Origin of the sequence: Commensalibacter nepenthis, assembly GCF_029953305.1 — a bacterium.
GTDB lineage: Bacteria > Pseudomonadota > Alphaproteobacteria > Acetobacterales > Acetobacteraceae > Commensalibacter > Commensalibacter nepenthis.
Genome location: NZ_JASBAN010000001.1, coordinates 982,521 through 998,080 on the forward strand (window position 1 = coordinate 982,521; position 15,560 = coordinate 998,080).

10 protein-coding genes are annotated in these 15,560 nt (G+C 36.4%); 6 read left to right on the forward strand and 4 right to left on the reverse strand.

From position 1 onward, the window contains the following. Positions 1-401: 401 nt before the first annotated feature. The 3 genes from QJV33_RS04550 to QJV33_RS04560 are packed head-to-tail and all read left to right on the forward strand — an operon-like array spanning position 402 to position 3,860. Positions 402-1,190, forward strand: a complete 789-nt coding sequence (locus QJV33_RS04550) for a M48 family metallopeptidase (RefSeq protein WP_281462198.1) — start codon at positions 402-404, stop codon at positions 1,188-1,190. Between the two features lie 32 nt (positions 1,191-1,222). Then, positions 1,223-2,947, forward strand: a complete 1,725-nt coding sequence (locus QJV33_RS04555; RefSeq protein WP_281462199.1) for a SulP family inorganic anion transporter — start codon at positions 1,223-1,225, stop codon at positions 2,945-2,947. Further along, entirely contained in the window at positions 2,940-3,860 is a 921-nt protein-coding gene (locus QJV33_RS04560; protein ID WP_281462200.1) for a rhamnan synthesis F family protein, read from the forward strand. The genes QJV33_RS04555 and QJV33_RS04560 overlap by 8 nt, the downstream gene beginning before the upstream one ends. A 13-nt stretch (positions 3,861-3,873) precedes the next feature. Here QJV33_RS04560 and QJV33_RS04565 read toward each other — a convergent pair whose 3' ends face one another. The 4 genes from QJV33_RS04565 to QJV33_RS04580 form a co-directional block, all read right to left on the reverse strand. After that, the gene (locus QJV33_RS04565; RefSeq protein WP_281462201.1) at positions 3,874-4,488 is read right to left on the reverse strand and encodes a T6SS effector amidase Tae4 family protein; all 615 of its coding nucleotides are present in this window, start codon (positions 4,486-4,488) and stop codon (positions 3,874-3,876) included. Positions 4,489-4,588: 100 nt separating this feature from the next. Further along, positions 4,589-7,354 (reverse strand): glycosyltransferase, encoded by a 2,766-nt coding sequence (locus QJV33_RS04570; protein WP_281462202.1) that lies wholly within the window; start codon positions 7,352-7,354, stop codon positions 4,589-4,591. Positions 7,355-7,429: 75 nt separating this feature from the next. Continuing rightward, the gene (locus QJV33_RS04575; protein ID WP_281462203.1) at positions 7,430-8,920 is read right to left on the reverse strand and encodes an autotransporter outer membrane beta-barrel domain-containing protein; all 1,491 of its coding nucleotides are present in this window, start codon (positions 8,918-8,920) and stop codon (positions 7,430-7,432) included. A 167-nt stretch (positions 8,921-9,087) separates the two neighbouring features. Then, positions 9,088-10,521, reverse strand: a complete 1,434-nt coding sequence (locus tag QJV33_RS04580) for a beta strand repeat-containing protein (protein WP_281462204.1) — start codon at positions 10,519-10,521, stop codon at positions 9,088-9,090. 404 nt (positions 10,522-10,925) lie between these two features. Here QJV33_RS04580 and QJV33_RS04585 point away from each other — a divergent pair, with 404 nt between their 5' ends. The 3 genes from QJV33_RS04585 to QJV33_RS04595 all read left to right on the forward strand — a co-directional run bounded on the left by QJV33_RS04585 (position 10,926) and on the right by QJV33_RS04595 (position 15,533). Continuing rightward, positions 10,926-14,003, forward strand: a complete 3,078-nt coding sequence (locus QJV33_RS04585; RefSeq protein WP_281462205.1) for a glycosyltransferase — start codon at positions 10,926-10,928, stop codon at positions 14,001-14,003. A gap of 346 nt (positions 14,004-14,349) precedes the next feature. Next, positions 14,350-15,066: a tetratricopeptide repeat protein gene (locus QJV33_RS04590; protein WP_281462206.1), complete on the forward strand. Its 717-nt coding sequence runs from the start codon at positions 14,350-14,352 to the stop codon at positions 15,064-15,066. A gap of 317 nt (positions 15,067-15,383) precedes the next feature. Beyond that, the gene (locus QJV33_RS04595; protein ID WP_281462207.1) at positions 15,384-15,533 is read left to right on the forward strand and encodes a hypothetical protein; all 150 of its coding nucleotides are present in this window, start codon (positions 15,384-15,386) and stop codon (positions 15,531-15,533) included. Positions 15,534-15,560 lie beyond the last annotated feature (27 nt).

Here is a 15,560-nt window from a genome sequence, read left to right on the forward strand (position 1 = left end):
AGTGAAAATATTTAATAATACTAAAATTCAAACAATATCAGATGCTGGTTTTATCCAAAATAGTTTCGTAAGCATAGGGGATATCGGTAACAAGATTCTGAGACCTTATTACAAAGTTACTGCTCAACAAAACGATTATCCCTTACCCTTGCCTAACTTTCAATTCAGCATAACCAGTATGTTTCCTAATCTAGGTAAAAAAGTAGGCTGGACTTTTCGAGGCTCTATCCATCCCTATGGTCACTTATATGATTCTTATAGAACCTTATAAAAATACTTACGATCTTGGTGTTGGTGTTTGTAATCCCTCACCTCTTGATCTAAAACCTGTTCTTGAAAAGAAAATAACTTTGTTATAAACGATATTCTTTTGCAACCTGTTCTGATAAGCATCAAAGATAATGGCTGTGTATCCTAAAAAATTCAACTTCACTTATCATGGCTATTCAATCCCATGTGAATTATATCCCCCTCACCCTTTGACTAAAAAACCAAAAATTTCTTTATCTATAACAGCTGGGTATATTTTAAAAATCAGAGCCCCACAAAAAACATCCCATACCGATCTGATCGCTATTTTGGAAAAACATGCACCTAAAATCTTTCAACGTATAGAAAAACAGCAAACCCAACAAAATAAACAAGAAAAACTGCAATTCACACAATCTGAAAAGCACCCTTTTCTTGGACAATATTACCCTTTAAACATTTCAGAAAATGTTCATCATAAACCAAACGTTCAGCTCATCGATAACACGCTTCAAATCAATTTACGCCAGAATACACCATCAAAAATTGAGCATCTTCTGGATAGCTGGTATCATTTTCAAGCGCTTGAGCTATTTTCTAAACGGATTCTTGTAATCAAGCCATCTATTCCATGGATTGATTGGGAGAACCAGCCTCCTATATTACGCATCAAGAGAATGACTAGCCGATGGGGCAGCTATATCCATCGTTCCCCCAATATTATCACGTTAAATCAACATTTAATAAAAGCACCCTTACCTTGTATCGATTATGTCATTATTCATGAATTATGCCATGCAAAAGAACTCAATCACAGTAAGAAATTCTATGCCTTGGTCGCCAACATCATGCCAGATTGGAAGATTTATCAATCACAGCTAAAAGAACACAGTTCTTTATTACTTTACAATGCGCAACCAAAAGCGGAAGATAAAAATTAATATTAAAACTTTCATTTATTTAAATTCTTAGTATGAAAACTCAGTTACGCTTTAAAAATATATTTCAATTACCTGCTGGGGTTCGCTCTTTAGCGAACTTGACCTTACCTATTGCTATTAATGATATTGTGGCAGGGATTTTGGTTTCTAGTATAGCAATTCCTGTCGGATTGGCATATGCTAACCTAATGGGTGTTCCCGCGATTATTGGGTTATATGCCTGTATTATTCCCGTCCTGATTTATGCTATTTTTGGCTCTTCCCCCTTTCTAATTATCGGTCCTGACACTGCGGTCAGCAATATCGTCGGAGTCAGCTTAACTGCATTTGCACTAACAACACCCGATGCAAGAATCCAAGGGGCTGCCGCTATCGCAATTGGCGTGGGTATTGTTAGTATTATTGCAGGAAAGTTGCGATTGGGCTTTATTGCCAATTTCTTATCACGCCCCATTTTAACGGGATATTTAGCAGGTATTGGCATTCAGCTGATTATCTCACAATTATCAGTGGTCACACGTATCTATAGCCCTCCTGGCAATGTTGTCGAGCAAATTTTATTCTTCCTTAACCATTTATCCTCAATTCATTGGATGACTTTTGGACTGTCTATTGTCTTTTTTATTTTTATCAGAGCCTGCATCTTCTTTAAACCATCTATTCCTGCACCTATTATTACAGTGGTAATTTCTATACTGCTTTCGTGGGGATTTAATCTCAATCAACATGGAATCATGATGCTTGGAACATTACCCTCTGGTCTGCCCAGCTTTCATATTCCCTCTTTTAACTATTCTTTAACTGATTTTATTGAAACAATCATAGCAATCACCCTCATCAGCTTTTCCAGTGGTATCATTACCGCACGAAGTTTCGCAGCAAAAATAGGGCAACAAGTCGATGGCAACAAAGAACTGATCGGTTTTGGAATTGCAAATATTTGTTCTGGATTCTTTCAAAGTTTTACAGTTACAGGGGCTGATTCCAGAACTGCCGTTGCAATAAACTCTAAAGGGAAAACCTCACTTGTTGGAATAAGCTCTGCAATCACGATTGCGCTTATTATTACTTTTTTTGCACATCCACTCAGCTTTTTACCCTCGGCGATTCTGAGCGTCATTCTTATCTCAACCGCCATCAACCTGATTGATATAAAAACTTTTCGTTTCCTCTTAAAAGTCAGTCATCAGGAAGCTTTCTTTGCCTTACTGACTGTACTAGGTGTTTTGTGGGTAGGTGTTCTACAAGGCATTATCCTTGCTGTTTTCGTTACATTGCTCCACGGATTAATATTATCCGCTAAACCCAGAGATTCCCAACTAGGGATGCTGCCTAATACCAAAGAATTGGTTAATTTACATCTAGAACCCACAGCTATTCCCGTGCCGCATTGTATTATTTATTTATTCGAAGCATCTGTTATTTTTTACAACGAAGAATATTTCTCTAATCGCTGCGCAACCATTATCAAGCAATATGAAGGACAAAAAATCCATTGGTTTATTATCGATGCATCCGTTATGACCAGAGGAGATGCAAGCACTTTATATGCTTTAAACCAGCTTTATATTTTATTACAAAGTAAGAATATTCAACTGGTCATTGCTGGTGGTCATTATGAATTTCGTAATATTATCTACAAAACTGATCTCATTCACAAAATAGTCGGGAAACAAATATATCAATCCGTTGAAATTGCTCTAGAAGAACTCAATAATCTATATAAACCACCTATGGAACCCGCTACAAATGTCTAAAAAAATATGTCTTTTTGCCAATTATACGCAATCGACTATTCTTCCCCATAATGTAAAACATTATTTAAAAGCATTATATGAGTGTGGATGGGAAACCCATTTGGCTTTATCTGGACAAACAATTCTGTCCGCAAATACCGAACATTTTTGTAAACAACATCATATTACGCCCCACTTACGTCCTAATGCAGGTCTAGATTTTGGAGCATGGCAAGACATGATGCATCAAAATATTACACAAGATGCAGATCATATTTTGCTGACGAATGACAGCGTTTTTGGTCCTTTATATCCAATGGATAGTATTTTTTCTCAAAGATTAAATCAGTCCATTGATGTTTGGGGGATGGTTGAAACTTTAGAGATTAATTGGCATTTCCAATCGTGGTTTTTATGTTTTACCAATAAAGCATTTCATCATGAAAAAATTCAAAACCTGTTTAATCTTCCTTTTAAGCACATGCAAAAACCAGAAATTATTCAAAAAGGTGAGCTCGGACTCGGAAAATTATTACAACAAATTCCTCATTTTAATTATGTAGGGCAATGGTCCAAGCTTAAAAAATATCCGCTTCGAGATCCACGACAAACGAACCCAATGCACATGGATTGGTATAGTGTCATTGCCTCTGGTCGAGTCCCCTTTATTAAAAAAGAAGTCATTCGGGATAATTATTTCGGACTTTTCTGGTTGAATTATTACCGCACTTTATTAAAAAATAATTCTTATTTTCCTTTGGAATATATTGATGATTATTTAAGACAATTCCCCAACAGACCTTTGCCCGTTGTACCAAAATGGAAGCGTTTTTTATATTTGCTAAGCACGTATGATACAAAGCTTGCTTGGAAATATTTCCTGAAACAAGGCATTGCTTGCCCCATTATTGATCCAGCCAATAGGAATAAATAATATGCAGTGCCAATTATTTCACTTCAAAAAATAATATTCTCTTTGAATCTGCTAAATTGGGTAAAAAACCATATCCATAATAATACCCACCCTCATAGAGTCCCCAACCACCAAAGGCAAAACGAGAAAAATTGGCTAGAATACCCAATGTACCGTCTATACTAAAACTTGGGGATGGATAAGGAAAGCGCGTTTTATTCCAAAGATCGATATGCCCGCCAATTTGGTTTTTACCCCAATAGTTTGAAAAAGCAATAATTCCCGTTCTGTTGTAAACTTTCTTTTTCCAACCTTTGCCAGTGATATATTCAGGTTTTCCCAACCCACAAAAAGGATATTGTTGTAACCATATCGCCATTTCATCAGCACGTGTTGCAACAGGGATCCCATCAATAATAATCCTGCCAAGCGTTTGACGACCCAATGCTGGTTTTACTGTTTTTTGAGAAAAAGATCTCATATTGATACCCACGCGGTGTAAGGTCAGGCTTAACCTTATCGCACATTGATATTCATATTCAGGGACAGGATTACCTGTTTCTGCATTATTCCATAAATCGGAAAAACGCACACATAGAGTATGCGGGTGAGAATAAAGATAACGATCGGCTGCTAGACCGTTATTCATGGAATATAAAAAAAGAAAACAACCTATTAATGTCAATTTCTGAATGTTCAACATCATCGTAAAAAAACAGTTATTTAAAAAATTTATATTTTTTAAACCTTTATGATACAGACGTTCCTTTTAACGTCCCCTGTTTAATCTGCTGGTAATATCCCAACAGTTCCTCAGCTTGATCTTCTAACGTCGCAATATGATCTTTAAAAGGATTTTCGTAATGATCGAACATAGAAACTTTATCTAATAACACCTCTATTACAGTAACAAGCTCTGCAACATCTCCCTTTAATGATACATAATTTCCATTTACTCCATCAATCACATCTTCAGATTGCCCACCTGGATGACTACAAACGACCCAGACATCCCGCAGTAATGCTTCACGAACCGTCAAACCATAACTCTCTTCCCATTGCGAAGGGAACAACAACACATCAATGCCGTAAAAGAAGTCATCTTTGCCTGCATCATTATATGGTGGAATTGTCACCACTTTTCCTTTAGAGTTCCAATTACTAACATCAATAGGTGAAAATCCCATCTCAACTTTACTATCAATGATTTTTAATTCCCAATCTGACCGAGATAAAGATTTAAATGCTTTTTGAATAACAACAGCTCCTTTGATGACTTCATCCCCAGCTACAAAACCAAATCGCACAGGTGTGTTTTGGAGGCGCTTTGGTCTGTTTTTTCTGGGTCTTTCAATTCCATTGCGATTAACTTTAATCAAAGACTTATCAACGTCATTTGCGATATAAAGCTGATGATGTGTTTCACTCGGACTCAATAACAAAGCAGCTGCTTGCATCCCTTGTTTCATCATCAACATCCGTTCTGTCAAATATCTTACCTCAGGCTCACATCTTTGACACATCCTTAAATCAATTCTATGTTGAAAACAATATTGACCGTTTGATTGCACCATGAATTGACGATTACATAACCACCATGAATCATGAAGCGTAATGACATAAGGAATCTGTTTGCTTTGGCAAACAAGCAGCATTTGTAGTCCCATATTCTGTATAGAATGAAAATGAACAATATCTGGCTTTTCCGCCTCTAAAACCATTTCAAATGGTTCAATAATTTCTACATTATCGAATTGTTGAGATGCATGCACTGCTACTGATAAATCCACAGAATAAACAGTTATATTTTCAACTTGATATTTACATAAACCTCGCCTATCACCCGCAGCGGGTCTGGACGTAAAAATCGCAACTTCTGCATTACTTGCTTGATGAATACGCCGTGCCATTTCCTCTGCAACGAAAGTTGCGCCTCCAAAAGAATATGGCGCATAATATACATTCACAACTAATATTTTCAGATTATTATTGTGCCTCTCAACTTGCTTTGCATATCCAAATACCGGTTCAACCTGTTGAGTTGTAATCACTTCAGGAGCATAATAGGCAACAACATCATGATATGCTTGCTGACCAATGATCTCTCTTAATTCGACATTTGCTGAAAGACAAAGTATTTTTTCCTTCCACTCTGTTGGTGTGTTGGCAAGCAGCCCATTCTCTTGATCGCAAATAAAATCCTGAAAAGCTTGTCGTGGAGAACAAACTGATGGAATACCCAAAATTGATGCTTCTAAATATTTTATGTTGCTTTTTGCGTCATTAAAAAGAATTGGTTCTAAAGGTGCAATAGCAATATCTGCTTGCGTTAACAACTCTAAATATTGTTCATAAGATTGTGGAGGAATATATTTAATTTGTTGAATAACATCTTGGAATTCAACCGGAAGCTCCAGTTCCCCTATTACCCATAGACGAAGCCTTGGATCATGTTGTAAAGCAGATATAATCCCCGAAGAAGCGATGAGGAAATCTGCATTATGAGTATTCGTGCCAGACCCATAAACAATGACCACTTCACCAGATTCTTTGTTTATTAGTTTTTGCTTAATATCATTTTGATAGAGCTTTTGAGCAATGCGCAAAGTGTCCTTGTCTAACGCATTTTCAATTACACAAACTGTTTTTAATCCAGCTTGAGACATGATTTCTGCCAAAGCTTTAGTTGATGCAATCCCTTGATCACATAATAACATTGTTTTACGAAACAAATCCGCACCAAACAATAAAAGATCTTTTTCTTCGGTTGATAAATGATGCATAAAACCACACTCAGCATAATGATCTTGATCTATAATCAGGTCATCAACCTCCCACCAAGGGTTTAATCCTAATCGTTTGGCTTCATTAATTTGCTCTACTACATTTGGAAAAGCAGGAACACGATAAAAAATAACCTCTTTACAAATTTGCAAAAATGATAATGCCGTTTTTTGATCGCGCCAATCAACGATTTGAACATTCCAACCCAAACTCTCTAAATGTTCTGCTTTTTGCTGAACACGATATTTATAGCATTGCGGCAACGTTACTTCTGCAATAATGAGTATTAATGAGTATATATTTGAGGAAACATCGTTCGTAAACTTATATTGATAAATTTTATCCAACTTATCAACATTGATATTTGTTTCGGTTTTAGGATCGTTTTTTAATTTTTCTTCTTTAAAAGAAAATTTATTTACTATGGTTTTTAAAATAGGAAAACGATATGTAAATTTATTATAAACCCCTTTAAAACCATCTTCTTTGTACACCTCTAACAAACGTTTTTTAATAATTTTTATCGGGTATTTTTGTAAAAATTTGCCTTTAACAATATATCCTAATATTCTAATTGGTAATGTAATTTTCCAAGAAAGAGATCTTCTTATACGAGCAATAAGAATATCTTTTTCGTTAATTTCATTTTGTAAAGTTGATAATTGCAAAGCAGATAATTTCAAACTGTTTTTATAGCTATCCAAAATCTTGTTTTGATTTTTAGTATTCATTCAAATTTACAACCTAATAAAAACAAAAAAAGCCAGCTACATGAGTAACTGGCTTTTCAAGAAAATCAAATATGATTATGATGATTTAACGGCAGGATTTCCAACATCAAACTGATTCACTGTTAGGTTAGATATAGAAACACCTTCAACAGTGATTGTGTGACCATTAAGATTCAACACCGCGTCGCCCTTATCGTCGTTTTGAGAATTACGTAATAATTCTGCAAGACTATCTGCATCAAGACCGAAGTTGAAAAGTGCAATTTTGTTATTACTTCCAGTATGAGCAAAATCTTTAATAACAGTAGTTCCATTTTCAGAACTGTTCTTGTCAAACATAAAGAAGTTATCACCAGCACCACCAGTGAAAGTAGAGTTGCCTGTTCCGCCAACCATCACATCGTCGCCAGAGCCACCGGTAGCTACAAAATTAGTGCCACCACCATCAACGGTGTTCGCATAGATTGAGAGCCCAACCGTTGAACCAGAAGCGTTCAATGTTTCGTTACCAGCATCTGCAACAAACAAGCCTGCATCATTACCCGTGGCATTTAAAGTATAGTTCAATTCGTTGGCACCAAAACCAAGAGCCAACCCTTGAGCATTTGCCAAAGTATTACCCTTACCATTTAAGAAAGTAAGAGACTGACTTGCGTTGATTGTATTAGAATCACCTTGAACAACTCGTAAGTCGCCTGTTGCTTGTACAGCATTTGATAAACCACCAGTCATGTAGTTTAAGTTGGAATCATATGAACCATCAAAGGTATAATTACCATATGTACCACCTTCGATTGTACTGCCCCCACCAACGGTCACAACGTTATAATAACTAACGTCACTAACAGAAGCACCTTTGTTGATATTAACAGTCGCATGATAGTTTTCATTCCCACCACGCAATGTAACACGATTTTGTGCTGTGCTGCTTTGGGACGCGATAATGCTATCTTGTCCTTCAGAATTAACTTGGTTACGAATTCCTGACGTAATATCAATCAAGTTTTTACCAGTAGACGCATTAACCGTGTTGCTACCACTACCAGTGATAATTGTATCATTCCCAGCACCAGTTCTGATATCCCAGTTCCCACCGTTAACAGTATTACCTTGAAAGTAAACATTACTTTCAGCATTACCTGCTGCCAGCACCCCACTTTCTTGACCTGCCTGATAAGTGAAACCATTAAGGTTACCAGCAACGATGCGTACATATTGACTAGCATTCATCCTAGCTGAATTAATGGTGACAGCATCAGGTAGAGAATTATCAGTTGTTACAGTTTCCTTATAATTCACAGGGTCTGAAGCATAGTTATAACCACCGACAACGATGTAATCATAACCGTTACCAAGGTTATAAGCACCACCTGCAGTGATAACACCATATCCGATTTTATCTGTAGGCGTTTCGGAATCTTTTGGATTCGCAAGTAATTTATTATACTGATAATAATTTTTAATATCTTCGCTAAATTGATGCGCCAGCTTAAGAGCTTGTGAACCATCTAATGTCACAGCTATGACACTATCGCTTCCACCAATAACAGTTATTCTCTCACCCATATTCTACTTCACTCTTTATTTTTATTATTACAATTTTCATATTTATTTATAAACAACAGCCTGCTTATTTTATAAGTTATACTATATTTATATATAAATATCAATGTTAAATTCAACAATAACTTAATCATTAAAATAACTAAGCTATTGCTAGCAATCCAAGAAAATTATGCAGTTTTAACGGCAGGATTTCCAACATCAAACTGATTCACTGTCAGATTAGATATTGAAACACCTTCAACCGTAATTGAATGACCACTCAGATTTAATACAGCGCTACCTTGTGCATCATTTTGAGAGTTATGCAATAATTCTGTAAGGCTATTGGTATCAAGACCAAAGTTGAAAAGCGCAATTTTGTTATTGCTTCCAGTATGAGCAAAATCTTTAATAACAGTAGTTCCATTTTCAGAACTGTTCTTGTCAAACATAAAGAAGTTATCACCAGCACCACCAGTGAAGGTAGAGTTGCCCGTTCCGCCAACCATCACATCGTTGCCAGAGCCACCCGTAGCTACAAAATTTGAAGCAGCACCAGAAACAGTATTTGCATAAATAGATAATCCAACCGTTGAACTAGAAGCGTTCAGTGTTTCATTCCCAATATCCGCAACAAATAGTCCTGTATTATTACCACCTGCATTCACAGTATACTCTGAACCCTGCGCACCAAATGCAGCCATTTCCCCGCTGATCGTAATAGAGGTTTTGTTAAAAGGATTTAAAAATGTAGCCTTACCGTCAATTCCATAAGTATTACCATCACCATGAACGACTCTTACATAAGCATCTGCACCACTCGCATTGATTGTACTATCGGTTCCGCCTTGATACGTATTTTGACCACCATTATTGAATGTGACTTGTCCTTCACTCCCACCAGTAATGGTACTATCCTTACCGATTGATAATTTGTTGTTGTAACCATTACCACTATCTAAAACTAGCGCGTGATCGCCAAGATTAATGTCAGAATTTGAACCACTTACAGTTACTGACTGGTAGTTTGAAGCACCAGTAACAGTGTCTTGACCTTGCAAATATACACTATTAACACCAGTTCCTAATTGAATTGTGTTTTTACCTGTACCAGTATTAATTCTGTTATTACCATTTGTCGTAGCAATAGTGGCATTGCCATTACCTGTATAAATGCTCCAAGCACCTGTTTGACCAGCACCGTTAAAGTTTAAATTTCCACTGGTATTTACAATTTGTCCGGATTCGCCATCTGCATTGTAGGTAATACCTGACTTTCTTCCTGCCAACACATCAACAAAGTTGCTATTGAAGCCACTATTATTTAATGTTACCGCACCAGACTGAGTATCTGTATCATCTGCTACCACGACATATTCATATGCACTTGGCACTTGATATACACCAGCACCCGTAATCACACCAACAGGAACAATCCCTGCGGCAACATCGGGGTTACTAGAAGCAGTTCCAAGATCAAACACTTGAGCTTTTCCTGATGCAACACCATTATTAATATCATTTTGTAACTGTGTTACTGCATTTTCATCATGCAGCGTAACATCGTTACCTAAGTTTATAGTGTTTCCATTAGCACCAGAAATTGTAACTGTAATTGCCATTTTATACCTCAACGTGAAATTTTAAACTATTTCTTGCTTTATCCTCAAACCCCATAATGAATATTCTAAATCCACTTTTGAATAACGAGGTTTGTAAACAAGAATAACCCTATTAATCTTATACTCATCTATACAGATCTTAATACTAAAAAAGCTTTGCCATTACCTTTTTATTTCTTTTTTAAAATCTATTTAAAAATAACATTTGATTTGATGACTTTCCTCATCACTCTCTGAGAGCATATGAAAAATATGTATAAAAAGCAATTTTTTTGTTAAAGTAACATTTTCAAACAACTATTATTTTATATATTTTTATAAAATATGTATTTAAAGTCACACTATTATAGCAGTTCCAATCATAATTAACAGAGCAAAATTAACACCGTGTGGGAAACATCATTATGACGCAGGTTCACTCCTCTATTCAAACTATTTCTTTAAAAGAAGCGCTATCATTTCAGAATGAAAATTACTTTTTATCTTTCCCCGTATCAGAACATAATTTTCACCCTCACCAAACATTTTTAATCTGGCTTTTGAAAAATGTTGACCCTCAAAAAATAGCTGTTTTTGACAATACCCCACAAAATACACAAGTATTTTTATGCAATATAATACAGTTTTTGGGCATTAACAGCGAATGTTACGGCAATGTAAGTCAGCCTAGAAACCGTTTACACATTAATACACTAATCCCATTAACGCCCGACATCGATTTAGCCGCAATTTCTATGATATACATAGATATCAGCAACGAAATTATCAAGAGTAACCCTTTTTTATCATTTACAGAATCAAACGTTCCTCCAAATAAGATTTTTATTTTTAATAATCTGTATCGTCAAAATTCAATCGCTGAACAAAATCGTCACCTTATTAATCAATGGAAAAGACAATATCCATTTCTAGAATTTTCACATCATCAAGGGTTAATGATTTTATATACAGGCCTATCAACGTGCCAAATATTGACAGAATTATTCGATTTAAAAAACACCCCGAAGTTAGAACAAACATTTAAAATACATTGTGCTGTTACAGACGAATATTGGCAATTAAAACGCCATTCCAACACAACAAGCACTATCAATACCAAAAAACAAATCGTAGAAGCAAAGACAGAAACGTATCTCTTACAACAAGAGATATACTATCGCGAAAAAGCACTTCAACACTCAATCAAAAAAAGCAAAGAAATCGCGGAAGATCAATTAAACGCTTTGTATACTAAGCTGAACGCGTCTACTGGAGAACTGCAAAGTTACGATAGTGCTTTTGATCAATTCACTTTATGGCGAGATAACACACAAGAAAAATTAAAAAGTATCGAATATTTACTTGAAAAATATCGGTTAATTACGTTCTTTTTTCCTAAAAGACTAAGACAACTTCTTACTTTTTTGCCTGCACCAGAAATTCCTCCACCTAGCAAAGAACATCGTAATGTCAGCCCTTTAACTCTGGATAACCCAACGGAATCGCCATGCACCCAAAAAGAATATTTTCAACGTCCTCGTCATATTATTTTTATTGCTGGCGAACCGAATACCCCTGGTGTTGTTTATCGTTGTCATCGTAACGCAGCAGCTTGCATCATGGCTGGACATAAAGCACACGTTATTCATGCATCTGATATTTCACCTAAAGACATTGAATGGGCAGATATTTTGATTTTATGGCGTGTTGAATTTAGCGGTCATATTCTTGGAATTATTGATCTTGCCAAAGAATATAATACATTAACCGCTTTTGATGCTGATGATATCGTGTTTAAACCTCATTTCGCTTATATTGAAATTATTGATGGCATTCGTACCATTGGTACAACGGAAGCAGAGACCTCGCGCACTTTTGGGAATATGAAGCAAACATTAATGCGCACTGATTTTGCTGTAGCCACGACCCAAGAAATGCGTGAACACATGGCTCAAGAGCTTATTCCAAAACATGCTGGTCCACTTGTATTCACATTACCAAATATATTTGATGATGATTGCGTTCGTGTTTCTCGTTTTTTTAATCGTATCAATAAAGCAAATAAAGACGATAACTATGTCCGCATTGGGTATGCCTCTGGCACACGAACCCATCAACGTGATTTTGCGTTGGTCATTCCTGCATTAATAGCAATTTTCCAAAAACGCCCACAAGTTCGTCTAGTTTTATTTAGGGAACCCGAGAATCATCGTCCTATTCTGCATATGAATGAATTTCCAGAACTAGATGATTTTCAAGATCGCATTGAATGGCGTGACACTGTTCCGTTAAGACAGCTCCCTCAAGAATTAGCACGTTTGGATATTTCCATTGCACCATTAGAAGCAGATAATGTTTTTTGTAATGCCAAAAGTGAACTGAAATTCTTTGAAGCAGCACTAGCAAATGTTTGCTCGATTGTCTCTCCCACAGGACCATTAAGCCGTTGTGTGCAACATGGCATTACTGGTTTTATCGCTAACAATACAGAGGAATGGGAGGAATATCTCCTCACACTCATCGATGATCCCGCTTTACGCAAAAAAATGTCACAAGAGGCGTATCATGATGTTTTATGGAATTTCAGCACACAACGCCAATCTCACCTATGCGATACCATGCTTTTGAGCCTTACCGGTGAAAAAGGTGCTGCACAAGCAATGGAAACAATGATTGCACGCAAAGAATATAAAAACCTTAGTATGCCCATCATTCCAGAAAGCGAAATCTTATTCGATCATGATGCGTTACAAGAAGCAGACGTTACGGTTGTCATCACTTCTTATAATTATAGCCAGTTTATCATCGAAGCGATGGAATCTGTCAGAGCGCAGACCTTAAAACATCTTGATATGATTATTGTTGATGATGGTTCGTCTGATGATTCAATAGAGCTGATTATTGCATGGGCAAAAGAACATAAAAATCGCTTTAACCGATTACAACTTCACCGCTCGCTTAAAAACACGGGGCTTGGCGGTGCACGAAATATCGGCATCGCAGCAAGTGAAACGCTATACTCCATGCAGCTTGATGCAGATAATCGATTGTTGCCTAATACATGTGAAAAACTTTTAAAACAAATCAAAGATACTGCTATCGGATATGCTTATCCTCATTTACGTCATTTTGGTGCTGGGGAAGCAATAGGCGGACATGTGCCATTCCATCCTTTACGGTTAACGGTTGGCAATTATATTGACGCTATGGTAATGTTAGCCAAGTGGGCTTGGGCTGCTGCGGGTGGCTATTATGTGCAACGCGATGCGATGGGATGGGAAGATTATGATATTTGGTGCCGTCTGGCTGAATTAGGGATACAAGGCACCCAAGTCAAAGATGCCGTTGCTGAATATCGGGCTCATTTCTCTTCTATGACCAGCACGGTTACTGAACAAACATATCACAAACCCAAAGTAACTTCCTATCTTGCGGCGCGGCATCCTTGGATAAAACTTGTCTTACCTGAGGAATCACCGTGGATTAAGAAAAAGAACAACTAGCAACATAGAAGCCTATATAAGTTGAATATAGGCTTTTTTACACCCTAAAGAGCAATATTATGTTGAAAAGAGTTGAGCTATTGGGTTTATATTTGTTCCTATACCCCCCTTTGCTGATACTCCTCAATTTGCTAATTATCCTGTTACAGAAATTTATCAAGGCGCAAACCATCTTGCTGTTCCAATTACATATTTGGACAATAGCTTTTTCGAATACGAAGCTGCTTTAAAAAACCAAAAAGTAAATTATAAAATAAATAATCTTTGATCTATTCATAAAAAAACGAGACTAAAATGTAATAATTATATATATTATTAAGCAAGAAACATTATAGGGAGATTTTCGATGAATCTAAAATATGCTTTACTTGCTGCTGTTGGCTTTAGTTGTTTAACCAATAGTGCCTTTGCTATTACCCCTGTACCGTCACAACAACCAATCACACCTCAAACCCAGCCACTTTCACCGCAACAACTTGAGGTAATAAAACAAAATGCAATCGCTGGGAAAGATTTAGCCAATCAACCCAATATGACTCCTGCCTTATTAGAGACCATGAAGCAAAGAGCCAATCAAGGCGATGTCCAAGCTCAAAGCATCTTGGGACAAATATATCAACACGGGAAATATGGTGTAAAAAAGAACCTATTCACAGCCAGAGACTGGTATGAAAAAGCAATTAAACAAGGCAACGTTCCGTCTATGATTAACCTTGGTGACATGTATCAAAAAGGCATGGGCGTTCCAAAAAGCTATTCAAAAGCCAAAGAACTTTTCGAACAAGCTGCTGCTCAAGGAGATGCAGTCGCCCAATATAATCTGGGTGTGATGTATCAAAACGGCAGAGGCGTTAAAAAGGACGGTCAAAAAGCCATTGAATGGTATCAAAAAGCCTCAATGCAAGGATATGGCGACGCATTTAACAACACAGGCGTTATTTGTGAACATGGGATTGACGTTGCTAAAAGCAAAGAGAAAGCCGAAGAAAACTACAAAAAAGCTTGTGAATTTAAAAGCAAACAAGGCTGCATAAACTATAAAAGATTACATGATAAAAAATAAGTAATTTATACATAGGTTAATATTTTATACTGCAAAGTCATCTTGGCTTTGCAGTTTTTTTGATGTTCAAATCAAAACTTTGAATAGGCACACTCAACTACCTTATAAAAAATAAAGGTAACGCTATAGTACGTTTGTCCTATATTCCTTTATGACTGATTACCGCAAAATATTTGAATATAACATTCCCATTAAACATTACGACTTCTCAAAATTCCTCCTGTTTTATATGTTAGAAATAATACACCCCTGAATTTTATTAAAAAAAGAGAATTTTTATATGATAATTTCATATAAAAATATATCAAAAGGAGAAAATGAAATATGCGTTACTTGTTGCTATTGAACTAGTCTGTTTTAACAATCATGCTTTTGCTGCTCGTCAATTTTCACAAGAAGTCCTTGGCGAAATATATCAATCTGGCGAATTTTGTATTGAAAAAGATCCCCTTACTGCAAAAGAATAGTATGAAAAACCTACCCAGCAGGGCAAT